Origin of the sequence: Mycobacteroides saopaulense (genome assembly GCF_001456355.1) — a bacterium.
GTDB lineage: Bacteria > Actinomycetota > Actinomycetes > Mycobacteriales > Mycobacteriaceae > Mycobacterium > Mycobacterium saopaulense.
The window spans coordinates 4,583,706-4,609,075 of record NZ_CP010271.1; the positions used below are offsets into that span (position 1 = coordinate 4,583,706).

General features: G+C 64.2%; 27 protein-coding genes and 2 pseudogenes. 6 read left to right on the top strand and 23 right to left on the bottom strand.

Features of this window, described 5'->3' with window-relative positions; translation table 11 throughout:
- Nucleotides 1-33: 33 nt before the first annotated feature.
- From MYCSP_RS22665 to MYCSP_RS22725, 14 genes and pseudogenes are all read right to left on the bottom strand, one after another.
- Entirely contained in the window at nucleotides 34-786 is a 753-nt protein-coding gene (locus MYCSP_RS22665) for a hypothetical protein (protein ID WP_157886209.1), read from the bottom strand.
- 3 nt (nucleotides 787-789) lie between these two features.
- Nucleotides 790-1,161, bottom strand: coding sequence for an SdpI family protein (locus MYCSP_RS23570; RefSeq protein ID WP_088415253.1), 372 nt, complete (start codon nucleotides 1,159-1,161; stop codon nucleotides 790-792).
- Between the two features lie 36 nt (nucleotides 1,162-1,197).
- Nucleotides 1,198-1,731 carry an LppU/SCO3897 family protein gene (locus MYCSP_RS23735; protein WP_456080950.1) on the bottom strand — a complete coding sequence of 178 codons (534 nt, stop codon included), beginning with the start codon at nucleotides 1,729-1,731 and terminating at the stop codon, nucleotides 1,198-1,200.
- 171 nt (nucleotides 1,732-1,902) lie between these two features.
- Nucleotides 1,903-2,503: pseudogene (locus MYCSP_RS23675) on the bottom strand (hypothetical protein); the annotation flags it as partial.
- A 5-nt stretch (nucleotides 2,504-2,508) separates the two neighbouring features.
- The gene (locus tag MYCSP_RS22680; RefSeq protein WP_088415255.1) at nucleotides 2,509-3,015 is read right to left on the bottom strand and encodes a hypothetical protein; all 507 of its coding nucleotides are present in this window, start codon (nucleotides 3,013-3,015) and stop codon (nucleotides 2,509-2,511) included.
- Between the two features lie 83 nt (nucleotides 3,016-3,098).
- Nucleotides 3,099-3,713 carry an MspA family porin gene (locus tag MYCSP_RS22685; RefSeq protein ID WP_088415720.1) on the bottom strand — a complete coding sequence of 205 codons (615 nt, stop codon included), beginning with the start codon at nucleotides 3,711-3,713 and terminating at the stop codon, nucleotides 3,099-3,101.
- 153 nt (nucleotides 3,714-3,866) lie between these two features.
- Nucleotides 3,867-5,243 (bottom strand): replicative DNA helicase, encoded by a 1,377-nt coding sequence (gene dnaB / locus MYCSP_RS22690; protein WP_070911596.1) that lies wholly within the window; start codon nucleotides 5,241-5,243, stop codon nucleotides 3,867-3,869.
- A 450-nt stretch (nucleotides 5,244-5,693) separates the two neighbouring features.
- Nucleotides 5,694-6,149, bottom strand: coding sequence for a 50S ribosomal protein L9 (gene rplI / locus MYCSP_RS22695; RefSeq protein ID WP_070911595.1), 456 nt, complete (start codon nucleotides 6,147-6,149; stop codon nucleotides 5,694-5,696).
- Nucleotides 6,150-6,166: 17 nt separating this feature from the next.
- Complete coding sequence (rpsR, locus tag MYCSP_RS22700) at nucleotides 6,167-6,421, bottom strand: 30S ribosomal protein S18 (protein WP_005064619.1); 255 nt, start codon at nucleotides 6,419-6,421, stop codon at nucleotides 6,167-6,169.
- A 44-nt stretch (nucleotides 6,422-6,465) separates the two neighbouring features.
- Nucleotides 6,466-6,966, bottom strand: coding sequence for a single-stranded DNA-binding protein (locus MYCSP_RS22705; RefSeq protein WP_083017219.1), 501 nt, complete (start codon nucleotides 6,964-6,966; stop codon nucleotides 6,466-6,468).
- Nucleotides 6,967-7,038: 72 nt separating this feature from the next.
- The gene (gene rpsF / locus MYCSP_RS22710) at nucleotides 7,039-7,329 is read right to left on the bottom strand and encodes a 30S ribosomal protein S6 (RefSeq protein ID WP_070911593.1); all 291 of its coding nucleotides are present in this window, start codon (nucleotides 7,327-7,329) and stop codon (nucleotides 7,039-7,041) included.
- Between the two features lie 112 nt (nucleotides 7,330-7,441).
- Nucleotides 7,442-9,025 carry a glycosyltransferase family 87 protein gene (locus MYCSP_RS22715; protein WP_088415721.1) on the bottom strand — a complete coding sequence of 528 codons (1,584 nt, stop codon included), beginning with the start codon at nucleotides 9,023-9,025 and terminating at the stop codon, nucleotides 7,442-7,444.
- A 55-nt stretch (nucleotides 9,026-9,080) separates the two neighbouring features.
- A complete protein-coding gene (locus tag MYCSP_RS22720; RefSeq protein ID WP_088415257.1) occupies nucleotides 9,081-11,468 on the bottom strand; it encodes a transglycosylase domain-containing protein in 2,388 nt (795 codons plus the stop codon).
- A gap of 19 nt (nucleotides 11,469-11,487) precedes the next feature.
- On the bottom strand, nucleotides 11,488-11,910 hold the full coding sequence (locus tag MYCSP_RS22725; RefSeq protein ID WP_070911591.1) for a DUF5318 family protein: 423 nt from the start codon (nucleotides 11,908-11,910) through the stop codon (nucleotides 11,488-11,490).
- A gap of 130 nt (nucleotides 11,911-12,040) precedes the next feature.
- Here MYCSP_RS22725 and MYCSP_RS22730 point away from each other — a divergent pair, with 130 nt between their 5' ends.
- The 5 genes from MYCSP_RS22730 (at nucleotide 12,041) to MYCSP_RS22750 (ending at nucleotide 15,978) form a co-directional block, all read left to right on the top strand.
- Nucleotides 12,041-12,496, top strand: a complete 456-nt coding sequence (locus tag MYCSP_RS22730; RefSeq protein WP_088415259.1) for a hypothetical protein — start codon at nucleotides 12,041-12,043, stop codon at nucleotides 12,494-12,496.
- A gap of 35 nt (nucleotides 12,497-12,531) precedes the next feature.
- Complete coding sequence (locus tag MYCSP_RS22735) at nucleotides 12,532-13,317, top strand: DUF1707 SHOCT-like domain-containing protein (RefSeq protein WP_088415261.1); 786 nt, start codon at nucleotides 12,532-12,534, stop codon at nucleotides 13,315-13,317.
- A gap of 34 nt (nucleotides 13,318-13,351) precedes the next feature.
- Entirely contained in the window at nucleotides 13,352-14,197 is an 846-nt protein-coding gene (locus tag MYCSP_RS22740; RefSeq protein ID WP_083017227.1) for a DUF1707 SHOCT-like domain-containing protein, read from the top strand.
- A gap of 102 nt (nucleotides 14,198-14,299) precedes the next feature.
- Nucleotides 14,300-14,845: a PadR family transcriptional regulator gene (locus MYCSP_RS22745; protein ID WP_070911587.1), complete on the top strand. Its 546-nt coding sequence runs from the start codon at nucleotides 14,300-14,302 to the stop codon at nucleotides 14,843-14,845.
- 41 nt (nucleotides 14,846-14,886) lie between these two features.
- Nucleotides 14,887-15,978: an inositol-3-phosphate synthase gene (locus MYCSP_RS22750; protein WP_070911586.1), complete on the top strand. Its 1,092-nt coding sequence runs from the start codon at nucleotides 14,887-14,889 to the stop codon at nucleotides 15,976-15,978.
- Between the two features lie 80 nt (nucleotides 15,979-16,058).
- Here the strand turns inward: MYCSP_RS22750 and MYCSP_RS22755 are convergent, their stop codons facing one another.
- Nucleotides 16,059-16,889 carry a TIGR03619 family F420-dependent LLM class oxidoreductase gene (locus MYCSP_RS22755; RefSeq protein WP_209435420.1) on the bottom strand — a complete coding sequence of 277 codons (831 nt, stop codon included), beginning with the start codon at nucleotides 16,887-16,889 and terminating at the stop codon, nucleotides 16,059-16,061.
- A gap of 103 nt (nucleotides 16,890-16,992) precedes the next feature.
- Here MYCSP_RS22755 and MYCSP_RS22760 point away from each other — a divergent pair, with 103 nt between their 5' ends.
- Nucleotides 16,993-18,378, top strand: coding sequence for an amino acid permease (locus tag MYCSP_RS22760; protein ID WP_088415265.1), 1,386 nt, complete (start codon nucleotides 16,993-16,995; stop codon nucleotides 18,376-18,378).
- Here the strand turns inward: MYCSP_RS22760 and MYCSP_RS22765 are convergent.
- The 8 genes and pseudogenes from MYCSP_RS22765 to MYCSP_RS22800 form a co-directional block, all read right to left on the bottom strand.
- Nucleotides 18,368-19,417 carry a phosphotransferase family protein gene (locus MYCSP_RS22765; protein ID WP_088415722.1) on the bottom strand — a complete coding sequence of 350 codons (1,050 nt, stop codon included), beginning with the start codon at nucleotides 19,415-19,417 and terminating at the stop codon, nucleotides 18,368-18,370. The genes MYCSP_RS22760 and MYCSP_RS22765 overlap by 11 nt on opposite strands.
- Nucleotides 19,418-19,449: 32 nt before the next feature.
- A complete protein-coding gene (locus tag MYCSP_RS22770) occupies nucleotides 19,450-20,739 on the bottom strand; it encodes an acyl-CoA dehydrogenase family protein (RefSeq protein ID WP_162266285.1) in 1,290 nt (429 codons plus the stop codon).
- A gap of 1 nt (nucleotide 20,740) precedes the next feature.
- Complete coding sequence (locus MYCSP_RS22775; RefSeq protein WP_070911583.1) at nucleotides 20,741-21,394, bottom strand: TetR/AcrR family transcriptional regulator; 654 nt, start codon at nucleotides 21,392-21,394, stop codon at nucleotides 20,741-20,743.
- The gene (locus tag MYCSP_RS22780) at nucleotides 21,391-22,128 is read right to left on the bottom strand and encodes an SDR family NAD(P)-dependent oxidoreductase (RefSeq protein WP_070911582.1); all 738 of its coding nucleotides are present in this window, start codon (nucleotides 22,126-22,128) and stop codon (nucleotides 21,391-21,393) included. Before MYCSP_RS22780 ends, MYCSP_RS22775 begins: the two co-directional genes overlap by 4 nt.
- A 78-nt stretch (nucleotides 22,129-22,206) precedes the next feature.
- Nucleotides 22,207-22,887, bottom strand: a complete 681-nt coding sequence (locus tag MYCSP_RS22785) for a sensor domain-containing protein (RefSeq protein WP_088415269.1) — start codon at nucleotides 22,885-22,887, stop codon at nucleotides 22,207-22,209.
- Nucleotides 22,887-23,057: pseudogene (locus MYCSP_RS22790) on the bottom strand (sensor domain-containing protein); the annotation flags it as partial. The pseudogene MYCSP_RS22790 and the gene MYCSP_RS22785, both read right to left, overlap by 1 nt.
- 7 nt (nucleotides 23,058-23,064) lie before the next feature.
- Nucleotides 23,065-24,381 carry a dihydrolipoamide acetyltransferase family protein gene (locus MYCSP_RS22795; RefSeq protein WP_088415271.1) on the bottom strand — a complete coding sequence of 439 codons (1,317 nt, stop codon included), beginning with the start codon at nucleotides 24,379-24,381 and terminating at the stop codon, nucleotides 23,065-23,067.
- Nucleotides 24,382-24,397: 16 nt separating this feature from the next.
- Nucleotides 24,398-25,360, bottom strand: a complete 963-nt coding sequence (locus MYCSP_RS22800) for an alpha-ketoacid dehydrogenase subunit beta (protein WP_083017277.1) — start codon at nucleotides 25,358-25,360, stop codon at nucleotides 24,398-24,400.
- Nucleotides 25,361-25,370: the final 10 nt, after the last annotated feature.

Sequence of the window (25,370 nt, forward strand, 5' to 3'; positions counted from 1 at the left end):
GCTGCGTTCGGCTGGCTGGTTCTGGCCGGGATCTCATGGGTGAGGTCTCAGCTCAAGAACAATTTTACGGACCGCCTCATCGAAATCGATCTGCTTGGGTCGGTGCTCGAATTGGTAGGTAATGAAAATCGGGACGAAGATCGCCACAACGCTTACCACTGCAGCGCCGGTGACCAGAACCACCAGGCTGAGTGCTGCCGCTACCGCCACCGTGCCCCAGGCGCCGAATGTGACTGAACCGACCGCCACGTAGTCGGTGAGGATTAGTCCGTTATTTTTGTACCAGCCGCTTCCGGGGTCTCGTTGAGGTAGCCCGTCCGGGTATTGGTAGTCGCAGGGCGATGCTAGCGTTCGGGAGGATTTTGAGGTTGCGCGGACACCCCATTCTTTGATGTCTTCGTTGAATTGATTTATGGCCTGTTCGACCCGATAGGGCTGCCCGCTCTGAAAATTGTCCGTCACTGAAGATTGGAAGTTCTTATCCACCTGCCCAACACAGTTCGTGACTGTGTTGACGATCTCGCGGCGATCGCTATCGTTAGCGATACCAGCAATGGGTGCGCCGATCGATAGGCCGGGATGCTCGTGGGTAATCCTTCCACTATTCAAGACCAGAAATTCGACGATCTCGTGACTGCTGTACGGCACCCCTGATGGGGTCGCCGCCGCTGTTGGGGTACTGGACTCAGCCGGCTGTCGAAGGTGGTTCGCGCCGAAGATGAGGCTGCATGCCAAGAGCACGACCAGCGCTCGTCGGCGCAAGCTGCGCAGATTGTTATGCCGCATTAGCTAGTCGCCTTCCGGCACGGCACGCGCAGCAGATCCGGCCCGACTGGTGGCAAAGATGATCCAGCCCAGATAGAAGACAAGCCAGACGACAGCGGTGAGGAGCACAAATGACACAGTTTCAGGCCAGACCGTGATGTTGACGATCATGAGAACTGCTGCGATGCCGTGCAGGGGCAGGCTCCACAGCAGAAGTCGCGTACCCGTCTCTTGGCCAGCGCGCCACGCGGCATCGCTACGCATCGTGCTGGGTGTCCTTATTCCCACATACTGGTTTCGCGGCAGGTTGTTACTTGTGACTCGTCCGCGTAACCAGATCCAGAGCCCCGCCTGCGATAATGCGAGGAAAATCATCCCGCAACTGGCGTTAACCATGTTACTACCGCCTAACCTTTCCTGAACAATGCACAGCTAGTTTGGAGTCGTGCAGACTGTAAATCGCCGTATCGGGTGCGCGACTCCGCCGCTTCGGCAGTAACTCACGTCAATGCCGCCCACAACGACAAATGTTGGTTTGACTGAGCCCAGCTCCACACACGGCTCTTTAGATACAGAGTTTTCAGATATCGCCATGCAGTGCTCTGTGGACCAGTCGTAATCCATGCATAGCGCGCCGCTCGTTGTATCTGTGGTGTAGGCGTATGCGATATCCACATCCGAGATGCACCCTTTGACGCTGCTCGCACGTTGCACAATTCTGTAGGTGCTTGTTGCGCTTCCGCAGGCCTCAGCTTGCACTAACGGTAGCTCAGCAGTACCGGCGATAGAGACGCATTCGTCCCGGCCCAGTCCTTTGTTGGGTACCTCATTGGCGATCGATTGAAAGTCGCGCGTGACGTACACGGACGCTTTTCCGTGGTCCGAGGCTAGGAATCCGACGAATAGCGCACACACCAAAGTGAGGGCACTACCCAGATAAATCGCCCACTTCGCGCTACCTGACATTAGCTCTAGAACCTTTCGGAAGCCTGAATCTTGAACATCAAACGCCTCACACCGCGATCGCTCCTGAACATGGCGCAGGATTCGGATTGGGGTTTATCTGTTGGGGTCTGGTCAGCGACGCTTGCTTGACTCTGCCCGACAGCTGTCTAGTCGTACTGTCCTCAGTTTTGGACTGGCCGGGCTGCTGGGTAGGTGCTGGCTGTGCACTGCTGGGAATTTGAGTCGGGTGCTGTGTTTGGTTGGGAGCTTGACTCGGCTGCTGATTCTGCGGCTGCTGCTGCGAGCCTTGCTGAGGCGAGTTTTGTTGCGGTGCTTGATAGTCCGGATTGGCTTTACCGGGCCCCTGAGTGTAGGGGGTGGCGGTTTGGTAGTCGGGGGGCTGAGTGCCGTGCTGGGGTTGTTGCACACCCTGTTGGGCCTGCTGGCCAGCCTGCTGGCCGACTTGTTGCCCCGCTTGGGGGGCGCCGCTGTTATAGATGCTGATTCCGCTGTTCTGATCCAGTGGTGGCTGGTTGATACCGCCCTGGTAGTCGGGCATCGAACTGGGCATGCCTGGGGGCTGGAATTGAGAGCCTCCGCCGTCGGGCATCCCACCGCCCGGGCCGCCTGTAGGACCTGTGGGATCCGCGGTGGCGCCCGGTACCAGATTGATAGCTCCAATCCCAGTCGGCTCGTCGGTGATCTGCCAGCCCGCCAAGGCCACTGCGCTAACCGCAACAGCCGCCAAGCCGCGCCGGACACCCACGGGTACAGACATTTTGCGCGGCTTCATTGGCGTCATGACCGGTGCCTTCTTTCTCGCAAGCTCAGGTGCGGCAGTGGTGGGTTGTTATTCGACGAGAACCGCAATTGACCAACGTCGGGACCGAGCCCTAACGGGGTGTTGGTTTTCGCTTGCGCTCCCCCGATGTTCTGCACGCGGGGCATGTCGCCGGACTGAGCCACCGGATGCGGGATTGGCTTCGCCGGCGGCACACCCGGGCCATTGGGATCGGCACAGGCGGGACTGGCGGCCTGGCTCATGATCGCCGACGGAACAACCAGCACAGTCACCGCCGGCGCGATCCGTATCCGACGAAGCTGGCTGAATCCAGCCGCGATATATGTGCTGAAGTCGGCATGGCCCGTACCGCGGCGGCAGGTCATGCTCCGCACCATATCCCCCAAGCTCCCCATGACCGACCGGGCCCATTTCCGAATCCCCGACAGATCGAGGAAACTCACATTATCAGAATTGAGCTGTTCAATGGCACCATAGATCAGTACAGCTAACTTGTCAACCATCAGTCGATCAACATTTCCGCAGCTCCAACAGACTCGCTGTGTGATCGATCAGCACCGTTCCTGCAGGTTCCCGAGTCATTTGTCTATAGGTCCTTGGGTTCGCCGTAGATGGTCTGGGTGTCATTGCCGTTCTCGGTGCGGATCCGGAATGTCGCGAAGGACTGGATCTTCACCTGACCGCCACAGCCATCGGCCTCCACGTTCTGATTGCGCACCTGAGAAACCGCACGCATGTTCCGGAAATTGATGCGGTCCATCGGCAACTGGGCCAAGCCACCCGGCTTGAGCAGCACGCGCATGTATCCACCGATGTGCTCCTGGGCGCCCAACGAGCCGCCTCCGGACACACCACCGAAGCCACCGCCGCCACCGCCACTCTGACTGCCTTGTCCGTAGCCACCGCCGTAGCCCTGGCCGAACACCTGCTGAGAGAGCGTCAAGCCGAGGTCGCCACCCAACTCCACACCCGAGGAAGAGTCAGTCCGGCAGCCCACGAAGTACCCCGTCTCCAACTGCGCATCCTGGATGACAGCCGACCCCGAACCCGTGATGGTCGCCTCTGCACGGTAGGACACTCGCGCCTGCCATGAGTGGCTCGCACCAGCGATGTTGTCGATGTGATCGATGACCTCATTGGTCAGCGTCAAACCGACCGTCCAACCATCGTCCGTCACGAACTGCTGGTACTGGTCCGGCATCCCCTGCGGATCCGCGGCAGCCACGCCCACACAAGCCGCAGACAGAAGGCGTTAAGAAGTTTTGGTGAGCGTCCCTAGACAGCTCGCACTCCACTCGGAGGTCTTCGTCATGTCACCTCACCACGCCGTCACCAACGTCCGTGGTCAGTACATCTAGCGCGCCATGTTGGTGAAGCGCGACAGGTGCAGCTGGTGCGCCACGGTGATGGTTGCCGTCGGGCCGTTACGGTGCTTGCCCAGGATCAGGTCGGCCTCACCACCGCGCGGGTCGTCCCGCTCGAACGCATCGGGGCGGTGCAACAGGATCACCATGTCGGCGTCCTGTTCCAGCGAGCCAGATTCACGAAGATCCGAGACCTGCGGCCGCTTGTCGGTGCGCTGCTCGGGACCACGGTTCAGCTGACTGATCGCGATGACCGGAACCTCGAGCTCCTTGGCCAATAGCTTGAGGTTTCGGGAGAACTCCGAGACTTCCTGCTGACGGGATTCGTGCTTCTTACCCGAGGTCATCAGCTGCAGGTAGTCCACGACCACCAGCTTGAGCCCGGCCTTTTGGTTGAGCCGTCGCGCCTTGGCGCGAATCTCCATCATCGTCAGGTTCGGCGAGTCGTCGATGTAGAGCGGCGCCTCACTGATCTCACTCATCCGCCGCGCTAGCCGGGTCCAGTCGTCATCGCTCATCCGGCCCGAGCGCATATCGCCCAGTTTGATCTTCGCCTCGGCCGAGAGCAGTCGCATGACGATCTCGGTCTTGCTCATTTCCAGGGAGAAGATGACGCTGGGCAGCTGGTGCTTGATCGAGCAGGAGCGCATGAAATCCAGGCCGAGGGTGGATTTACCCACACCCGGTCGAGCCGCCACGATGATCATCTGGCCCGGGTGCAGGCCATTGGTGATCTCGTCCAGATCGGTGAACCCCGTCGGCACACCCTTGGAGATGCCGCCGGCCGACGCGATCGCGTCGATCTCGTCCATCGTGGGCTGCAGCAGCTCTTCGAGCGGCACGTAGTCTTCCGACATCCGCCGGTCGGTGACGTCGTAGACCTCGGCCTGCGCCCGGTCCACCACCTCGGCCACATCGGCACCCTCGGCCCCTGCATACCCGTACTGCACCACGCGGGTCCCGGCCTCCACCAGGCGGCGCAGCAGCGCCTTCTCGGCGACGATCCCGGCGTAGTACCCGGCGTTGGCGGCCGTCGGCACCGTGGAGATCAGGGTGTGCAGATACGGCGCACCACCCACCCGGCGCAGCTGCCCGCGCCGGTCCAGCTCGGCCGCCACCGTCACCGCATCGGCGGGCTCTCCCCTGCCGTACAGATCCAGGATCGCCTCGTACACGCTCTGGTGGTTGGGGCGATAGAAATCGTGGGGCCGCAGCTTCTCCAGAACATCGGCGATGGCGTCCTTGGACAGCAGCATCCCGCCCAGCACGGACTGTTCGGCAGCCACATCCTGAGGTGGTTGACGGCCGAATTCCTCCTCGGGAGGGGCAACTGGACCGGACTGGCCCAAATCGTCGACTATCGCCACGGCGCGCGGGTCCTCCTACTCGAATCCAGTCGAACACATGATCGCGGCGGGGTCCGACAAGTGCGGTGGCCCGGCGCGCCGCGGTAGACGTTAGATGTTGCTACGCACCCTGCCAAGTACCCCTGTGGATGAGCCTGGGCATGGGGTGTGGACTACTGTCCAACCCGGTGTTAGGGGGTTGGGGAAAACCTGGGGATAGCTACCTACATTCCTGCACTTTTCCCAGTTGGCAGCTGGTGAACTAATTGACAGGACTGTGGATGGGAATCCGTCCGGCGTGTCGCAGTAGGTTGCGTCTTCGGGCGTGTTCTGTTACCCGTATCAACCCTCTAGGTTAACTAGAGGTAGCTTCGCTGGACTGGCACACGCGTACAGTACATTCGCCAGTAGATACGGCAACGGCGCCGCGGAAATCCGCGACGCCGTTGACCCGGCAGTTTTTCGGATCGATCAGCCTTCGGCGACTACATCCACAGTGACCTTGGTTGCCACCCCGGCGTGCAGATGCACGTCCAGCGCGTACGAACCGATCTGCTTGATGTGAGCCTTCGGCAGGGTGACGGTCCGCTTGTCCAGGTTCGGGCCACCGGCGGCCTTGATGGCGCCCACCACGTCAGCGGCGGTCACCGAACCGAACAGCTTGCCCTCGCCGGCGGTCTTCACCGTCAGCTTGACGGCACCCAGACCATCGATCGTCTGCTTGATCTCGTTGGCGTGCTCGACACCGCGGATCTCCTTGGCCTCGCGAGCACGACGGATGTCGGTCGCCTGGCGCTCGGCACCGCGGGTGGCGACAATCGCCAGTCCACGGGGCAGCAGGTAGTTGCGTCCGTAACCGTCCTTGACCTCGACGGTGTCACCGGCGGCGCCGAGGTGCTCGACCTCGGTCGTCAGAATCAGCTTCATCAGATGTCCCTCCGGCCTTACCGCGTCGCCGAGCTGAACGGCAGCAGGGCAACCTCGCGGGCGTTCTTGACCGCGATCGCGATATCGCGCTGGTGCTGAACGCAGTTTCCGGTGACCCGGCGGGCACGAATCTTGCCGCGCTCACTGATGTACGTGCGCAGCAGGTTGGTGTCCTTGTAGTCGATATTCAGCGCCTTCTTGGTGCAGAACGCACACTTACGTGTCTTGACCGGCTTTTCCGGGGCAGGACGGCGCTTAGTCGTCTTCGCCATGGTGAATCTCTTTCTTTCTAGCTAGATAAGTTGTATCGCCCAGATCAGAAGGGCGGTTCGTCGTCGGCCGCGGTGGAACCGGAGGCCGGGGCACTGCCCCACGGATCGTCGGCAGGCTCGCTGGAGCGGGAAGCCCCGCCACCACCGCCGCCGCCGAAACCTCCACCGCCGCCGCCACCGCGCGAGGCCTTGTTGACCTTGGCGGTCGCGTACCGCAGAGACGGGCCGATCTCGTCGACCTCAACCTCGACCACGGTGCGCTTCTCGCCCTCGCGGGTCTCGAAGGAGCGCTGCTTGAGCCGGCCGGTCACGATGACACGAGAACCACGAGTCAGGCTTTCGGCCACGTTTTCGGCGGCCTCACGCCAGATATTGCACCGAAGGAACAGCGCCTCTCCGTCTTTCCACTCCGAGCTCTGTCGGTCGAAGATGCGGGGAGTCGACGCCACAGTGAAGTTGGCGACGGCTGCCCCGGACGGTGTGAATCGCAGTTCCGGATCGGCGGTCAAGTTTCCGACGACCGTGATGGTGGTGTCACCTGCCACGGTTCCTCCTCGTAGATGTCAGCGGCTTAGTTAACCGGCAGCCTACGGAAGTCGACTGACTCCCGTGGGACCTCAGCGGGCTCCGGTACGCAGGACCTTGGTCCGCAGCACGGACTCGTTCAGCCCGAGCTGGCGATCCAGCTCGGAGACGGTGGCCGGAGCAGCGACCACGTCGATCACCGCGTAGATGCCCTCGGCATGCTTGGCGATTTCGTAGGCAAGACGACGCTTGCCCCAAACCTCCACCTTCGAGACGGTTCCACCGTCACCGCGGATGACGTTCAAGAACGTATCCAGCGATGGAGCTACGGTGCGCTCGTCAAGAGTGGGGTCGAGAATGACCATGATTTCGTACTGACGCATGAGAAACTCATCACCTCCTGTGGTCTAGTGCGGCCACGGCGTATCCGTGGCAGGAGAGTCGCCTGCGTCGGCAACCGGCCCAGGCTACCGCACAGCCCCCTGACCGGCGAAATCAGACAGCCGCGCGCGAGATATGCGGTGCCGGCTTGCGCGGGCGCAGCCAGGCCGGCAGCCATGCCGGAGCGTCATCGGCGGCACCGTCGCAGGGACCACCCGCCGGGTCGTCGTCGTGGGCGCGCACCAGGTCCTCGCTGGGGTGATAGATCTGCCGCAGTACCAGCAGGCACAACCCGACGACCGCGATATCGCGCACCAACACCGTGCCGGTGAACCACTGCTCGGGCAGCCCCTTGTTCTCCATGCCCAGCAGGTAGTACATCCGTGGCACCCACACCAGCGCGTCGACGGCCATCCACGCCAACAGGATCCGGCGATGCGGCAGCGCCACCACGGCAAGCGGTACCAGCCACAGGGAGAACTGCGGACTCCACACCTTGTTGGTCAGCAGGAACACCGCGACCACCAGGAAGGCAAGCTGCGCCACGCGCGGCCGCCGCGGTGCCGTCAGCGCCACGTATCCGATGCCCAGACAGCACAGCCCGAACAGCACCGCCGACACCGCGTTGAGGATGACCGGCGGCTCCCAGAATCCCAGCGGACCATCGAAGCCCTGCCACCCGGTGAAGGACTTGAAGACGTTGTAGAGCGAGTCCATGTCGTCGCCGCGGCGGGTGTTGAGCCGGAAGAACTCTGCCCATCCGCGCGGGAACAGCGTCGCCACCGGTGCGTTCACCACAACCCAGCTGGCCAGCGCGGCCGCGGCGGTCTTGGAAAACTCGTGCAACTTGCCGCTGCGCAGACTCACCAGCAACAGCGGCAGCAAAAGCAGCAGCGGGTAGAGCTTGGCGGCCACCCCCAACCCGATCAAGACACCCGCCAGCCACGGCCTTCTGCGCGCCCACGCCCACAACGCCGCCATACTGAAAGCCGTTGCGAGAGCATCGAAATTCGTGAAGATCTGGAATATCACGATCGGGGACGCGGCGATCATCACCACATCCCACGGTCGGGTGCGCGGGCTCAATCCCGCACTGGCCCAAATGGTTACCAGCCACGCCAGCGCCAGTCCGAAGGCCACGATGTTGAAGAACATCACCACTTCGGCGACGATCGGCAATCCGAGTAGATCGCTGGCCTGCGTGTAGGTCTTGGCCAGCGCCATCGCGGTGTACTGGTACACGCCGGTGACCACCGGGTACTCCATGTACCGGACCGCCGGGGTGCCGTCGTACTGGATCTTCTGGTGGCCGCCCGAGTCGGTTTCCAGCCAGCTCGACTTGTACGGGAAACGCCCCTGGTTCAACAGCTCCGCGCCGTAGAGCGGCACCGTATCCGAATAGCACAGCTGGTAGTAGGCGCGGTTGTTGTCCCAATTCGCCACGCGCGCAGCGCCGTTGCCAGTCCCGCTCTGCTGCAGGCAGGGCGCCTTACTGGTCCACCCCAGGATCAGGAACCCCAGCGCGATGACGAACACCACCCGCAGCGGCGTCCAGAACGGCTGCCTGCCGACCAGTGCGTGCCGCCCCACGGGCCCCCCGATCACCTCGGAGAGCTCGGCGCCCATCGCGTCGGTGCGACTGGGGAAATCGCGGTCGTCGGCGCTGCGCAGATCGTCCGCGAGCTCGTCGGGAGACACCGTCGCACCGTGAAGGTCGCCGGCCACGCGGCTTCCAGACTCTGCCGGCACCTGCCTACTGCCCCGGAGGTGGCGGTACGTCGCCTGCCGGTGGTGCTGCCGGCCCCACCGGAACCGTCGTCGGCGGTCCCACCGGAATGGTGATACCCGGCGCGATCTCGATGGTCGGCTGGATGACCGTCACCTCGCCGCCTCCCGTCGGCGCGGGCGCCGGCGGACCGTTCGGAACCGGCGGAGGCGGCACATAGGTGGGTACGCCCGCGTATCCGCCGATCACGCCCGGCTTCGGGAAGGTCTCCTTGTTGGTGCCATCCAACGCACCGTCCATGGTCTTCTTCCAGATGTCCGACGGCAGCCCGGAACCGTAAATCGGTCCGCCCCAACTGTTCTTGATGGGCTTACCGTCGTCGGTACCCACCCACACCGCCGTCGAGAGCGACGGGGTGACGCCGACCATCCAGGCGTCCTTGTTGTCCTTGGTGTCACCCAGCTGTGCCGTACCAGTCTTGGCGGCCGACTCGCGCCCACCCGCCAGGGCGTGTCCGCGCGAGTAGGCGGCAATCGGCTTCATCGCCGAGATGGCGTTGTTCGCAACGTCATCGGAGATGCGCTTCTCCCCGGTGTTATCCGAGGACCCCGCGTCGAAAAGCACTTGGCCGTCGGCGTTCACGACCTTCTGAATGAAATGCGGCTTGCGATAGGTGCCCGATGCCGCCAGGGTTGCGTACGCCGAAGCCATGTCGAGCACTCGAGTCTGGTACTGGCCCAGCACCACACCGTTGTTCGGCGGACCGCCCTGACCGTCCTCGGACAAGGTGTGCGAGACACCCGGGAAGTTCTCGGCGATACCGGCGTTGTGCGCGGCCGTGGCCACGTCCTCGGGTCCGTTCTTCAGCTTCAGCATGAGCCGGTAGAAGCTGGTGTTCAGCGAGCGCTTCAGCGCCTCGGCCACCGAACAGGTTCCGCACGAGGCGTCTTCGCTGTTCTTGATGGTGATGCCCTGATAGGTCAGCTCCGAGCTGTCCAGCTGATAGCCCAGGCCGATGCCCTGCTGCAACGCCGCCACCAAGGCGAACACCTTGAAGGACGAGCCCGTCTGCAGACCCTGCTGCGCGTAATCCAGCCCCTGCGCGTTGGAGCCGCCGTAATAGGCCTTGACCGCGCCCGTGCGCGGGTCGATGGACACCACCGCCGTGCGCAGGTCCGGGTTCTCGCCCTGCAGGGTGCTGTTGACCGCGTTCTCGGCGGCCTGCTGCGCCTTGGTGTCGATCGTCGTCGTGATCTGCAGGCCCTCGGTGTTCAAGGTCTGCTCGTCGATATTGAACAGATCGGTGAGCTCGGCCATCACCTGACGTTTGATGAGTCCGTTGGGACCCGTGGTCGCATTCTGCGCCGCGGCCTGCTCCGGCGGCACCGTCGCCGGGTACACCTGACCGGCGCGATCCTCGGCGGACAACGCGCCAATGGTGACCATGCCGTCCAGCACCCAGTTCCAGCGGTTGGTCGACTCGGGCAGATCCACCGCGGGATCCAGCCGCGACGGGCGCTGGATCAGCGCCGCCAGCAGCGCACCCTCGGACACCGTGAGCTGTTCGACCGGTTTGTCGAAGTAGGCCTTCGACGCCGCCGAGATGCCATAGGCACCGCGGCCGAAGTAGATGATGTTGAGGTAGGCCTCCAGCACCTGATCCTTGGACCAGGACTGCGACATCTTGGTGGAGATGACGATCTCCTTGGCCTTACGGGTCAGACCGCCGAAGCCGGCCCGCTGCGAGCCCACCATCGCGTTCTTCACGTACTGCTGGGTGATCGTCGATCCACCCTGGGTGTCGCCACCGAACATGTTGTTCTTGACCGCGCGCAGCAGGCCCGAGAACGAGAAGCCCGGGTTGCCGTAGAAGTCGCGGTCCTCGGCGGCCATCACGGCCGCGCGCACGTGCTGAGGCACCTGGTCGATCTTGATGTCGACCCGGTTTCCTTCCGGCGGAACGACCTTGGCCAGCTCGGTGGTGCCGTCGCTGGCCAGGATGGTCGACACCTGGCTGGTGCGGATGTCACCGGGCTTCGGGATGTCGACCACCGAGTACGCCAGCGCGAAGGTCGCCAACGGGATCACGATCGCCAACAGCACCAGGACGATCGCCACCCGACGGAAGGTCTTCCAGCCGTTGCTCTTTCGCTTGCGACGACGCTGCGGCGGACGTGCGGAGCCACCCGGCCGGCCGTGCGGTCCCGACGGCGGATGCGGCGGCTCGTGTCCGATGCCCCCGTCCTCGTCACGTTCCAGCGCCGCGCGGGCCGCGGCCACGGCGTCCTCGTCACGCCGGTACAGCGGCAAATCCTCGACGGGATCCAGGATCGATGTCGGACGATCGTCCATGCTGGGGTTGCGCGGTGAATCCGGGCCGCCGCCGGGAGCTATCGGATTCTGCTCGCCAACCACGCCGCCCTCACCTGTCTGCCTATTCACTGGCCGTCCGGGCACGAGTTGTTCGCTGGCGTGGGGTGGTCCCCTTCGGCGCCGGCAGGGCGCCCATGACATACGACTTCACCAAATGATTCCAACTGCAGGTCCGGCATACCTCGACAACATGTACGGCGAACTCCGAGTACCTGGTCGCAAGCATCACGAGTTCCTCGGCCGTACGAGCCGATCCCGAGACTGCGCCCAGATGTTCGCCGAAAACCCACGACACCAGTGTCAGTTGCTCCTTGCGGCAGATGGGGCACACCACCGTGCTTGGCTTGCCATGAAATTTAGCCGCACGAAGCAAGTAAGGGTTCGCATCGCAGACTTCGGCTACGCCGGTACGCCCGGAATAGACCTCTGCCAGCAGGGATCGCCGCTTGAGCGCGTAATCCACCACCTGTCTCTGCAATCGCACGGTAACCAGAGTACGTCCGATTAGGCACTGGCAGAGCTCGGGCCGCGCAGACAGCCTGTCCTTTGCGAACCCGAACTCTGTCCGCGTTGCACTCGTTACGATTGACCCACTGTCATCAGGAGGGGGCAACGTGACATCTCGCCATCTATTGCCGGTGCTTGCCGGCTTTGCGGTCATCGGCGTCATCGCATCGGGATGCGGCAAGTCCGCCGACGCTCCCGCCCCGCAGACGGCCGCCGCGTCGACGACCTCCGCGACACGATCCGTCCCCGTCGCCAGTCCCGCGGCCACCGCCTCGGCGCCGGCCGGTGTGAAGGGAACCGGCAAGGTCGTCGGGACGGCGATTCTGAAGGTGCTCGGCAGCGGGAGCGCGACCGTCACCTGGAAAGAAAACGGCGGACCCGCCCACGTCGAACGGGACGTGTCGCTGCCATGGGAACACACCATCGACGTCGTCGAAGAGGCCAACTCCGAAGTCAAGGCCAACGGCGCCGGTGCCACCGGCTGCACGATCACGATGGGCGACATGCTGGTGTCCTTCAAGAACGAGCCCAACCCGGCCTGCGAGTTCGCGTACTGGGGCTAGACACGATCCGGCGGGGCCGCTCTACGATTCCCCGCATGGCGACCCGTGCCAAGGACTCTGACCGAGACGTCACCTGCCAGGCACTCGATGCCGCCTTCGGCGAGGGCCAGATTTCCTCCGAGGAACACCGTCAGCGCATCGCCGTAGCCACCCGCGCACAGACCCTCGGCGAGCTCAACGGAGTGGTCTCCGATCTGCAGATCGCCCCCCTTACGGCCGAGATCCCCACGCCCCAGCCCCGCCGGCGGCTCTGGCCGGTCATCCTCGTCACCGCCGTCGTCGCGGGCATCGCCGGAGCGGGAGCCGGGATCTATGCGACACGGTCGGCGCCGCCCGACCCCGGCGCTGCCGCCGACGGCGTCGCACCGGTGGTGATCGCCCCGACGAAGCTGTTCTCCCTCCCGGGACTCTCGGGTCTGCTGGACCAGATGCGCACCAAGTTCGGCGACACCGTCGGCATCGAGCTGACGGTCCGCGCAAACAACGCCTCGCTGGTCCGCATCGAGCCGTCGGACCCGAACCTGCCCATCACGTACCCGTACCAGGGCGGGTTCCGCGATGGCGGAGCGATGCCGGGCACCTGGCGGAACGTGCACATCGGAGACCTGAGCCGGTTCGATCCCGCCAAGATCGTCGGCGTTCTGCGTGGAGCCCCCGAAACGCTGAACGTGCCAACCGCCGGGGACGCCGGCACCGTCATGGTGATCAAGCCCAGCGACCAAGGCGTCGACATCACCATCACCGTCTCGGAGAAGGATCGCACCGGACGGATGGTCGTCGCGGGTAACGGCGAGCCCCAAGAGGTTGCGCCCGCATCCTGACCACCAAGATCCGCGCCGCTCTACGATTCCTCGCATGGCGACAGGTACCCGAGCCAAGGACAGCGACCGCAACGACATCTGCAAGCTCCTCGACGACGCATTGACCGACGGACAGCTGTCCATGGAAGAGCACCGCGAACGTGTCGCGGCGGCCACCACCGCGGCCACGCTGAATCAGCTCAGCTCGCTGGTGTCCGACCTGCAGAACGCGAAGGCAGCAGCCAAGATGCCCGTTCTGCAGCGGTCGGAGCAGCAATGGTGGCGCCGCTGGTACGTGCCCGCAGCCGTGGTCACCGCGCTGGTTCTGATCGGGGTCCTCATCGGGTGGGGTGCGTACGGAAACACCAGCTCGCCCTTGGACTTCACCGCCGACCCAGGTGCCAAACCCGACGGGGTGGCACCCATCGTGCTGACGCCTCCGCGTCAGCTGATGTCGCTGGGGGGTCTGAACGGGCTCTTTGAACAGATGCGTCAGAAGTTCGGGGACACCACGGGATACGAACTGAACATCTACGGGGACTACGCAATACTCACCCGGCCCGATCCTCGCGAACCGCGCCGGGCGCTGCGCTACGACTACCGCGGCGGTTGGGGTGCCCCCGACGAGACGTCCGGCGCTCACACCGATCGCGTGGTAGATCTGGCCAAGTTCGACGTCAAGACCATCGTCGGGCTCATGCGCGGCGCCCCCGAAACCCTCGGCATCAAGGCCACCGAGGTCAAGAACACCTACCTGTTCATCAAGCCCAACGAGGACAAGACCGCCCCACCGGACACCGTGCAGCTCGACATCTCGATCAGCAGTGAGTTCCAGAACGGATCGATCTACGTCAACCCCGACGGCAGCCTCATTCGGACCAGCTATCCGACCGAACGCTGAATCCTCCCCCGTGTGGCGCCCGCATATATCGCGGCGATACTATGTTCCGATCGGTGCACGAGAGATGCTCCGTCGTCATATGAGGTATTGGGAGGTGACTTCATGCTGGAACTGGCCATCCTCGGCTTGCTGCTTGAGTCACCCATGCACGGCTACGAACTGCGTAAGCGCCTCACCGGATTGCTCGGCGCGTTCCGCGCGTTTTCGTACGGCTCGCTGTATCCGGCTCTGCGCCGCATGCAGGCCGACGGGCTCATCGAAGAGGACGCCGCACCCGCGGGCACCACGGTGCTGCGGCGCGGCAAGCGTGTCTACCAACTCACCGCCCCCGGCCGTGCCCGGTTCAGCGAGCTGGTGGCCGATACCGGCCCACAGAACTACACCGACGACGGCTTCGGCGTGCACCTGGCGTTCTTCAACCGCACCCCGGCCGAGGCCCGGATGCGGATCCTCGAAGGCCGCCGCCGTCAGGTAGAGGAACGCCGGGAGGGCCTGCGCGAGGCCATCACCCGGGCAAGCAGCTCGTTCGACCGGTACACCAAGCAGCTGCACCAGCTTGGACTGGAATCCAGTGAACGAGAAGTGAAGTGGCTCAACGACTTGATCGCCGCCGAGCGCACGGCGCAGGCACGAGTCGAGGAGCGTTAGACGTGATACAACGCACGACCATCGGTAAAGGAGAACCGTCCATGTCCAACACATCATCTGAGGTGCGGGTTGCCATCGTCGGCGTCGGCAACTGCGCATCCTCACTGGTCCAGGGCGTGCAGTACTACCAGGATGCGGACGAGAACTCCAATGTTCCGGGTCTAATGCACGTCAAGTTCGGCCCGTACCACGTGCGCGACGTGAAGTTCGTCGCCGCCTTCGACGTGGACGCCAAGAAGGTCGGCTTCGATCTGTCCGAGGCGATCTCGGCATCGGAGAACAACACCATCAAGATCGCCGACGTCCCCCCGACCGACATCATCGTGCAGCGTGGACCGACCCTGGACGGCATCGGCAAGTACTACGCCGACACCATCGAGGTCTCCGACGCCGACCCCGTCGACGTCGTGAAGGTCCTGAAGGACAACAACGTCGACGTGCTGGTCTCCTACCTGCCGGTGGGCTCGGAAGAGGCCGACAAGTTCTACGCCCAGTGCGCCATCGACGCCAAGGTCGCGTTCGTCAACGCGCTGCCCGTGTTCATCGCCTCGGATCCGGTGTGGGCCAAGAAGTTCGAAGATGCCGGTGTGCCCATCGTGGGTGACGACATCAAGAGCCAGGTGGGCGCCACCATCACCCACCGCGTGATGGCCAAGCTGTTCGAGGACCGCGGTGTCACCCTGGACCGCACCTATCAGCTCAACGTCGGCGGAAACATGGACTTCAAGAACATGCTCGAACGTGAGCGCCTGGAGTCCAAGAAGGTCTCCAAGACCCAGGCCGTGACCAGCAACTTGAACGGCTCGCTGGCCGACAAGGTGTACGACAAGAACGTGCACATCGGCCCGTCCGACTACGTCGCATGGCTCGATGACCGCAAGTGGGCGTACGTGCGCCTGGAGGGCCGCGCCTTCGGTGACGTGCCGCTGAACCTCGAGTACAAGCTCGAGGTCTGGGACTCCCCCAACTCGGCCGGCATCATCATCGACGCGGTGCGTGCCGCGAAGATCGCGCTGGACCGCGGTCTCGGTGGCCCGATCCTGCCGGCCTCGGCCTACCTGATGAAGAGCCCGCCCAAGCAGCTCGCCGACGATGTCGCGCGCGCTGAGCTGGAGCAGTTCATCGAGGGCTAGTCACCAAAGCCTTACTCGCCGAGGGCATACCAGGTGCAGACGTTTCACCCGATTCTTCTGCGTACGGTATGCCCTCGGTGCTATTTGAGGCGTTCAGCGATCTGAGCCAGAGCATCCAACGCGGTGGGCACGTCCCGCTCGGCCAACGGATCCAGGTGGAAAAGCACCCGATCCACGCCCGCCTCAAGATAATCCGCGGCCAACCGCTCGTCGGCCGGCACCTCGGTGACGGTGATCCCCAGGTCGGCGCGACCCTGCTGCGCGAACCACGCGCGGACGCTCCGCACATCGGCGGCGGTGGTGCCCGGTGCCAGCGGCAACCAGCCGTCGGCCAGGCGGACCGTCCGCGACAGCGCCGCCTTGCTGGCCCCGCCGACATAGATCGGCACCGGCGAGCCGGGGCGCGGACGCGACTCAATCGGCCCGAAATCGACATGTTGGCCATGGAATTCGGTCACCTGGTGGGTCCAGATGGTCCGCAACGCCGTCAACTGTTCATCGAGCTTCGCACCCCGCGTGGTCGGCTCGGCACCGTGGTTGCGCACCTCGCCCATGTTCCACCCGACGCCGACCCCGAGCACCAGCCGATCATCCGAGAGCGTGGCCAGGGTGGCGACGGCCTTGGCCGTGTGCAGCACATCGCGCTGCGGCAACAGCGCCACTCCCGACCCGACGACGAGCGTGCGCGTCGCGGCCAGCGCGTAGGCGAGCACCACCGGCAGATCGCGGACCAGCGGCAGCCGCGCACGAAAAGCCGGCGGGATCTCTTCCTGTGCCGGGGTATCGGCCGGAAAGTACGAGTGATCGTCGAAGAGCAGCCAGTCGAACCCGCGCTCCTCGACGGCGCGCGCCAGCACATCCGGGGTCACGTATCCGTCGGCAGATGTGGTGGAAATCCCGAATCCGGTCACGAACGTTGCAAACCCCCTGCACGCCCCCGAAATTCCGGGCAACGCGCTGCACGATCTGTCTACGGGGTGCAACATCGACCTACCCGGCTGAAAGAGACACCACATGCCCTCCACGGATGCACCCAGCGAAGGCGGCCTGCAGCACTCGCTGCAGAAACGCCACCTGACGATGATCGCCATAGGCGGCGTGATCGGTGCCGGCCTGTTCGTCGGATCTGGTGCGACCATCCAAGCCGCCGGGCCCGCCGCATTTCTCACCTACGCCGTCACCGGCGTGCTCATCGTGATGGTGATGCGGATGCTCGGCGAGATGGCTGTCGCCAATCCGTCCACGGGTTCCTTCGCCGACTACAGCCGGCGCGCACTCGGCGACTGGGCGGGATTCTCGGTTGGTTGGCTGTACTGGTACTTCTGGGTGATAGTCGTCGGGTTCGAGGCGGTCGCCGGCGGCAAGCTCATTCAGGATTGGCTGCCGCGTGCGCCGCTGTGGTTGGTGGCCCTACTCCTCATGCTCGCGATGACGGCCACCAATCTTTTCTCGGTGCGCTCCTACGGCGAATTCGAATACTGGTTCGCCAGCGTGAAAGTCGCTGCGATCGTGGCATTCCTGATCGCGGGCACCTGTTACGTCTTCGGCCTGTGGCCAAACAAAGACATGGACTTCTCCAATCTCACCAAGACCGGCTTCATGCCGCACGGCCCCGGCGCGATCTTCTCGGCCATCGTCATCGTGATCTTCTCCATGGTGGGCGCCGAGATCGCCACCATCGCCGCCGCCGAATCGAAGGACCCCGCCAAGGCCATCAGCCAGGCCACCAACTCGGTGATCTATCGCGTGGCGATCTTCTTCGTCGGATCGATCTTCTTGATCGCGGTCATCGTGCCCTGGGACAGCCCCGAGCTGGGAACCTCGCCCTATGTCACCGCATTCAAGACGATGGGGGTGCCTGCGGCCGACCACATCATGCGGTTCGTGGTGTTGACGGCCGTGCTGTCCTGTCTGAACTCGGCGATGTACACCGCGTCCCGCATGCTTTTCGTCCTCGCCGGGCGCGGCGAGGCGCCCCGCAGTTGGCTCAAGGTGAACACCCGCGGCGTCCCGGTGCAGGCGATCCTCGCATCCTCGTTCATCGGTTTCGTCTGTGTCATCCTGGCGTACTTCTTCGAGCACACCGTCTTCCTGTTCCTGCTCAACTCCTCGGGCGCAGTAATCCTGTTCGTGTACTTGATGATTACCATTTCGCAGTTCATCCTTCGCCGCCGTACTCCGGACGAGAAACTGATCGTGAAGATGTGGGGCTACCCCTATCTGACGATCCTCACCGCGATCGGGATCGTCGCCATCCTGGTGGCTATGGGATTCCAGGACGGCACCCGCACCCAACTCTGGGCAAGTCTGCTGTCCTGGGGCGTGATCCTGGTTCTCTTCGGGGTGCTGCGGCTGACCAAGCGGGGTCAACCGCAGCCCGAGGAACCCGCTACCCGGTGATCTCGGCGGCGCGCGTGAACAGCTGCAGGGTCAACCCGTGCAGGTAATCTCCCACCGCCACAGGTGCTTTCCCTGCAAAGGCCCGGGCATGGGTGCCTTCCAGGATGATGCCAAGCTTGAAGCAGGCCAGCACCGTGTACCAGTCCATCGCACTCAGGTCCCGGTCCGTGCGCTCGGCGTAGTGCGCGACGAGCTCATCCGGCGTGGGTAGATTCCCGGCCTGAACCAACGCTCCGCCCAGCGAGGCATCGTCGGTCTCCGAGGGCCAGGTGGCAAGCAGCCAACCCAGGTCAAGCAGCGGGTCGCCGATGGTCGACATCTCCCAGTCCACGATGGCGGCGAGCTGCGGGCCGTCGTTGCGGAACATCATGTTGGCCAAGTGGAAGTCGCCGTGCATGATGCCCGGCTTCCACCGCGACGGCCGGTGCTGCTCAAGCCAATCCGCCACCGATTGCAGACCCGGAATGTCGGGACCGGGATACCCCTCGTGCTTGGCGTACGAGTCGAGCTCCTTGAGCCAGCGCGGTACCTGCCGCTCCAGGAAGCCGTCGGGATTGCCATAGCCGTCGAGGCCCAGCGTCTGATAATCGAGTGCGCCGAGGGCGGCGATACCGCTGACGGCCTCCAGGCCCATCTGATGCCGGATCTCTGCGTTGCCTGCGTGCAGCTCGGGCAGACTGACCGAGGCATTGAACCCGTCGACGGGTTCCATCAGGTAGAAGACAGCACCACCCAGCACCGTCTCGTCGGTACAGGCCGCGATGAGCTCCGGCGCTGGAACTCCTTGCCCGCGTAGGGCTCCCAGCAGACGCGCCTCCCGGCGGATCACATTGTTACTGGCCTCGCGCAGGTGCTTGGGGGGACGCCGGAGCACGTACTCGCGTCCACCCCGACGGAACCGCACCATGATGTTCTGGGTCCCGCCGGTGATCGCCGCAACATCGGTGACCTCACCGCCGGGGAGCCCCTGCTCATCCATCCAACGCGAAACGACATCGAAATCAACGCTTTTCGGGTCGACATGCTGCGGTGCCGCCAGCTGAGTTCGATGTTCTTCGCGCGAGTCGCTCATCACAGGTTGCCCACCCGGTGCTCGAGCCGGGCCGCCACATGAGCCCTGGCCTTCTCCGTCAGCGCCGGGATATGGCTCGGCGGGAAGAGCCCCTCGTACGGGGTGTAGTCCTTGAGGACCTCCTTGGCGATGGTGATCTTGTGTACCTCGGTCGGTCCGTCGACCAGACCCATCACCTCCGAGTACAGGAACATCTTGGCCAGCGGCATCTCCTCGGACACCCCCAGCGAGCCGTGCAGGTGCAGCGCACGCTGAGCCACATCGTGCATGACCTTCGGCATGGCGGCCTTGATGGCCGCGATGTCCTTGCGCACCTTGAGGTAATCCTGGTGCTTGTCGATCAACCACGCGGTGCGCAGCACCAACAGACGGAAGGACTCCATCTCGATCCAGCTGTCGGCGATGCGCTCCTGTGTCATCTGTAGTTTGGCGATGGTGCCTCCGCGCGCCTCACGGCTGATGACACGCTCACACATCATGTCGAAGGCCTTGCGCACCTGAGCCACCGTGCGCATGGCGTGGTGTACGCGGCCGCCACCGAGCCGGGTCTGCGCGATCGCGAACGCCGCCCCCTCGGCGCCCAGCATGTTCTCCGCGGGGATGCGCGCATTGGTGAATCGGGTGTAGGCCTCGTCCTCGCTGAACCCGTGCACGGTGATGTTCCTGACGATCTCGACACCCGGGGCGTTCGGGTCGACGATGAACATCGACATCCCCTGATAGGGGCTCACGTCGGGATTGGTGACGGCCATGACGATCCAGAATGCGGCGTGCCGTGCTTCGGAGTTGAACCACTTCTCGCCGTTGAGGATCCACTCGTCGCCGTCGCGTACTGCGGTGGTCTTGAACAGCGTGGGATCCGATCCGCCCTGCGGCTCGGTCATCACGTAGCACGAGCCGATGTCGCCGTCCATCAACGGCTGCAGATACTTGGCCTTCTGTGCCTCGGTGCCGAAGTGCGCGAGAATCTCCGCGTTACCGGTGTCGGGCGCCTGGCATCCGAAGATCGACGGGCCCCAGACCGACCGTCCCAAGATCTCGTTGAGCAGCGCGAGCTTGAGTTGCCCGTACCCCGGGCCGCCAAGTTCCGGTCCCAGGTGGCAGGCCCACAGGCCCCGGCGCTTGACCTCTTCCTTGAGCGGACGCACGTACTCCATGGCTTCGGTGTCCGACTTGTCGTACGGGTTGAGGAATACGTAGTCGAGGGGCTCGACCTCGGTGCGGACGAACTCCTCGGCCCAGTCCAGCAGCTCCTGGTACTCGGGGTCGGTTTCGAAATCCCATGCCATATCAGTCACTTCCTGTCGGTTGGGGTTCAATCGGACTGTTAACCTGGACACCGTCCAAAACCATGTCGGCAATGCGCTTGGCGATCTGTGCCGGGCTCTTGCCCTCGGCGCGGTACCAAACCGCCACCATGTTGAGCATGCCGAGGATTGCGTTGGTCACCACGTGATCGGCCGTGCGGAACACCCCGGCGTCGTGGCCCTCGTCGAGAACACGCTGCCAGCAGCGCTGCAACTCATCGCGCAATCCCTGCAGTTCCGCGGCACGCTCTCCGGTCAATGCGGAGCCGTCACGGACCTGGATGGCGACCTGCTTGCGGTGTTTGACGATGAGGATGACATAGGAGCCGATCAGGGTGCGCAGCCGCTTGGCCGGCGGAGTGTTCATTCCGGCGATATGTACTGCCTCGGTGAGCATCTCGTCGATGTAGCTGCGCAGGATCTCCCAGAGCAGTTCCTCTTTTGACCCGATGTGGTAGTACAACGCTCCGCCGCGCACACCGGCCGCCGTTCCTATCTCGGCCACCCCTGTAGCATGAAATCCTTTGTCTGCAAAGAGCTCTGTGGCAACATCCATGATCCGCCGACGCGTCGCCGCGGCATCCCCATCGGATGCCGGTGGGCGTCCTCGGCGCGGTTTCGCGCTGGCCTCGGTCACGCGATACCACCGTCGAGACGGATCGTGGTTCCCGTGCAGTAGGCCGACGCTTCGCTCGCGAGATACAGTGCCGCGCCGACGATGTCCTCTGGTTCACCGATGCGCCGCAGCGGAATGCTGGGCAGCAGCGCCTCGGCGAAGCCCTCCGGCCATGCCGCGGCGATGTCTGTGTTGAACAGCCCGCACTGAATCGTGTTGGCACGCACGGACGGACCGAACGTGTGGGCCAGGCCAAGTGTCAGATTGCTGAGCCCCGCCTTCGCCGCGGCGTAGGGAATGGCCGTCGCATCGGGGCGCACCGCCTCGATGGAACTGATGTTGATGATCGAACCGCCCTCCCCCGCAGCCATCTTGGTGGCGATCAAGGCGGACAAGCGGAACGGACCCTTCAGGTTGACCCCGATGACCTTGTCGAACAACGCTTCCGATACCTGGTCGACACTGGGGTACAACGGGGACAACCCGGCGTTGTTCACCAACACATCGACGCGGCCGAACTCGCGGTACACGGTCTCGACCAGCTCATCGCACTGCTCCCAGGAGCTGACGTTGCACGCGACCGGAAGCGCACGACGGCCGTGCTCCGCCTCCACCTTGGCGGCCAGCTCATTGCAGGAATCGATCTTGCGACTGGCGATCACCACGTCGGCACCATGGGCGGCGAATGCCTGCACCATCGCCCGTCCCAGACCGCGACTTCCACCGGTGACGACGACGACCTTGTCCTGCAGCATGCACGGCCTCCTGGATTAATGTGGCGATCGCTACATTAAAGATCCGATGCCGCCGGCGCAAGAGGCGGCGGTCGCCGACTAACGGGAGAGCTTGTCCAGCAACAGCGTGAACATCGCCTCGCTCTTGTCGTCCTTGGGATCGAGACGGCAGAACATCACCGAGGCCACGTAATTCGCGCGCTGGCGGGCCACCAGCCGGCACGACCACGGCGAGCCGTCCGTACTGCGAGTCCAGTTCACCTCGTCCTGACCGCTGTGCACAATGCTCAGCGTCCAGCGCTCTTCGATGCTGCCCACCGAGGTCACCCCGTGCACTCCGTCGCATCTGGACATTCGTTGGGCGAACTGTTCGAACTGTTGACTTGCCGAGCTGGCGGTCTCGAAGACGATGAGCGCCGTGCCCACCGTGTGCCGTCGTACCCTTCCGACGGTCTGGGCGTATGCCTGGATACGGGCCGCGCCGAAGCTCAGGTACTGCTGCCGTGTGGCCAACGAATACCCGTACGCACAATCTGACACCGTGTTGGCCGTCGACAACACCGTCTCGAGCGCCGGGATGGTCTTGACGTCCGTAAGGTCCGCTACCGCCCGCACGTCCGATGCCGACAACAGCCGGTCTTCCAGATCGGCCTGTCGAGGCGGCAGTACCGGGTACAGCTTATCCACTGCGGACGGGGCGGCCGCGTCACCCGCGATCGCGTGGGTACAGGAAGTCAGCAGTGCCGCCGTGCTCAGCACGATGATTGGTACCCAGCGCATTATCGCGACTCCGAGAGCTTCTGCCTCAGTCGATCCAGCACATCGCCCGCCTTGTTGTCTGAACCGTGGGTGCAGAACATCGACGATGCCACAAAGTTGGCCCGCTGACGCGCAGCCATGTAACAGGTCCAGCTCGAGTTGATGACACTGCGGCCACACGCCGCCGCATCGACTCCTCTAAACCACCAGGGCCATCCGCGGGTCGGTGAGCATCGCACCCAGATCCGCGAGGAATTTCGACCCCTGCTCGCCGTCCACCAGCCGGTGATCGAACGACAGCGCCAGCGTCGTGACGTCGCGAACCGCGAGCTCGCCGTCCACCACCCACGGGCGCTTGGCGACCGAACCCAGCGCCAAGATCGCGGCCTCACCCGGATTGATGATCGGAGTACCGGCGTCGACGCCGAACACCCCGATGTTGGTCAGGGTGAACGTCCCACCGCTCATGTCGGCAGGGGCGGTCTTGCCCTCCCGCGCTGTTGTCGCCAACTGCGCGAGGGCACCCGCCAGCTCCCGCAACGACATCGTGTTGGCGCTCTTGATGTTCGGCACCACCAGCCCACGCGCGGTGGCGGCTGCCACACCGAGGTGTACGTAGTGCTTCACGACGATCTCGCCGGCCTGCTCGTCCCAGGCGGAGTTGAGCGAGGGATGCGACCGCAGCGTCAACAGCACCATCCGTGCCACCAGGGTGGTCGGCGTGAGTTTGAGGTCGGGATACCTCACCTTCAACTCCGCCAACAGCTCCATCGTCGCGGTCATGTCCACGGTCAGGAATTCGGTGACATGCGGTGCCGTGAAGGCACTGCGCACCATCGCGGCGGCCGTGTGCTTGCGAACGCCCGCGATCGGAATGCGGGTCTCGGCGCCGGCGGGAGCCGCCGCACCGGCGATATCCGATGCCGCGGCGGGGGTGTGGGGTTCGGGCTGCGGCGCCCTCGCGGTGAGGCTGCGCGTGTAGGCCTCCACGTCTTGCCGGGTGATGCTGCCGCCGATCCCCGTGCCACTGATCAGTTCGAGAGTCACGCCGAGCTCGGCGGCCAGCTTACGGACCGACGGTTTCGCCGGGACCCTCTCCGGCGACGGTTGTGTCACCGCAGCCGGTTGAACAGTCTCGGGTTCAGGGGCTTCCGTCTGTTCCACGAGCGCGAGTGCCGCCGCACCGGATGCCGTGCGTCGCCGACGACGGGTGGCGCCGCTGGATTCCGACGGCCCGTAGCCGACAAGGTTGGCGGGCCCGTCCGGTTCGGCGCCGGCCACCTCGATGGAGATCAGCGGTGCCCCCACCGCCAGCGTCGAGTTCTCGGCCGCCTCCAATGCCACCACCGTGCCCTCGTACGGGGACGGCAGCTCGACCATCGCCTTGGCGGTCTCGACGTCGGCGAGCACTTGGTTCAGCTTCACCTCGTCGCCGACCTTCACCTTCCAGGCGATCAGGTCCGCCTCGGTGAGGCCCTCTCCGAGATCGGGGAGCAAAAACTGTTTGACTGCCATGGATTTCGCACCCCTCCTAGGCGGCGATGGCGCGGTCGACGGCGTCCATCACCCGCTCCGCATCGGGCAGGTAGTGATGCTCCACCTTGTTGGCCGGATACGGAAGGGCGAAGCCGCCGACCCGCAGCACCGGCGCCTCCAGGTGATAGAAGCACCGCTCGGTGATGCGCGCCGCGATCTCGGCACCCAGCCCCATGAACACCGACGCCTCGTGAACCACCACCAGCCGCCCGGTCTTACGCACCGACGCCTCCAGGGTGTCGAAGTCGACCGGCGAGAGCGAACGCAGATCCACCACCTCGATCGACATACCCTCCGCGGCAGCCATCTCCGCGGCGGTGGAGGCTACCGCGACCATCGGACCGTATGCGGCGACGGTGACCGCCGTGCCCGGCCGGACGATACGCGCGGACGACAGGGGCAGCGGGTCCACCGTTTCGGTATCGACCTCGCCCTTCTCCCAGTATCGGCGCTTGGGTTCGAAGAAGACCACCGGATCGTCGCAGGCGACGGACTGGCGGATCATGTCGTACGCATCCTGCGGTGAACTGCAGGACACCACTCGCAGACCGGCGGTGTGCGCGAAATACGCCTCCGGTGACTCCGAATGGTGTTCCACCGCACCGATTCCGCCACCGAACGGGATGCGGATGGTCAACGGCATGCCCACCGCACCCTTGGTGCGATAGTGCAACTTGGCCACCTGGCTGACGATCTGGTCGAAGGCCGGGTAGACAAATCCGTCGAACTGGATCTCGCACACCGGCCGGTATCCGCGCATGGCCAAACCGACAGCGGTGCCGATGATTCCGGATTCGGCCAGCGGGGTGTCGATGACGCGGTGGTCGCCGAAATCCTTCTGCAGCCCATCGGTGACCCGGAAGACGCCGCCGAGCTTGCCGACATCCTCTCCCATGACGATCACCTTGTCGTCATCTTCCAGGGCCGCACGCAATCCCGCGTTCAGGGCACCGGACATGGTCATTCTG

Excerpts from the sequence above, each read along its gene's own strand:
- MYCSP_RS22665 (WP_157886209.1), bottom strand. The coding sequence starts at position 786 with ATGCGGCATAACAATCTGCGCAGCTTGCGCCGACGAGCGCTGGTCGTG.
- MYCSP_RS23570 (WP_088415253.1), bottom strand. The coding sequence starts at position 1,161 with ATGGTTAACGCCAGTTGCGGGATGATTTTCCTCGCATTATCGCAGGCG.
- MYCSP_RS23735 (WP_456080950.1), bottom strand. The coding sequence starts at position 1,731 with ATGTCAGGTAGCGCGAAGTGGGCGATTTATCTGGGTAGTGCCCTCACT.
- MYCSP_RS22680 (WP_088415255.1), bottom strand. The coding sequence starts at position 3,015 with ATGGTTGACAAGTTAGCTGTACTGATCTATGGTGCCATTGAACAGCTC.
- MYCSP_RS22685 (WP_088415720.1), bottom strand. The coding sequence starts at position 3,713 with ATGCCGGACCAGTACCAGCAGTTCGTGACGGACGATGGTTGGACGGTC.
- rplI (WP_070911595.1), bottom strand. The coding sequence starts at position 6,149 with ATGAAGCTGATTCTGACGACCGAGGTCGAGCACCTCGGCGCCGCCGGT.
- rpsR (WP_005064619.1), bottom strand. The coding sequence starts at position 6,421 with ATGGCGAAGACGACTAAGCGCCGTCCTGCCCCGGAAAAGCCGGTCAAG.
- rpsF (WP_070911593.1), bottom strand. The coding sequence starts at position 7,329 with ATGCGTCAGTACGAAATCATGGTCATTCTCGACCCCACTCTTGACGAG.
- MYCSP_RS22735 (WP_088415261.1), top strand. The coding sequence starts at position 12,532 with ATGGCGACCCGTGCCAAGGACTCTGACCGAGACGTCACCTGCCAGGCA.
- MYCSP_RS22740 (WP_083017227.1), top strand. The coding sequence starts at position 13,352 with ATGGCGACAGGTACCCGAGCCAAGGACAGCGACCGCAACGACATCTGC.
- MYCSP_RS22745 (WP_070911587.1), top strand. The coding sequence starts at position 14,300 with ATGCTGGAACTGGCCATCCTCGGCTTGCTGCTTGAGTCACCCATGCAC.
- MYCSP_RS22750 (WP_070911586.1), top strand. The coding sequence starts at position 14,887 with ATGTCCAACACATCATCTGAGGTGCGGGTTGCCATCGTCGGCGTCGGC.
- MYCSP_RS22760 (WP_088415265.1), top strand. The coding sequence starts at position 16,993 with ATGCCCTCCACGGATGCACCCAGCGAAGGCGGCCTGCAGCACTCGCTG.
- MYCSP_RS22770 (WP_162266285.1), bottom strand. The coding sequence starts at position 20,739 with ATGGCATGGGATTTCGAAACCGACCCCGAGTACCAGGAGCTGCTGGAC.
- MYCSP_RS22780 (WP_070911582.1), bottom strand. The coding sequence starts at position 22,128 with ATGCTGCAGGACAAGGTCGTCGTCGTCACCGGTGGAAGTCGCGGTCTG.
- MYCSP_RS22785 (WP_088415269.1), bottom strand. The coding sequence starts at position 22,887 with ATGCGCTGGGTACCAATCATCGTGCTGAGCACGGCGGCACTGCTGACT.
- MYCSP_RS22795 (WP_088415271.1), bottom strand. The coding sequence starts at position 24,381 with ATGGCAGTCAAACAGTTTTTGCTCCCCGATCTCGGAGAGGGCCTCACC.
- MYCSP_RS22800 (WP_083017277.1), bottom strand. The coding sequence starts at position 25,360 with ATGTCCGGTGCCCTGAACGCGGGATTGCGTGCGGCCCTGGAAGATGAC.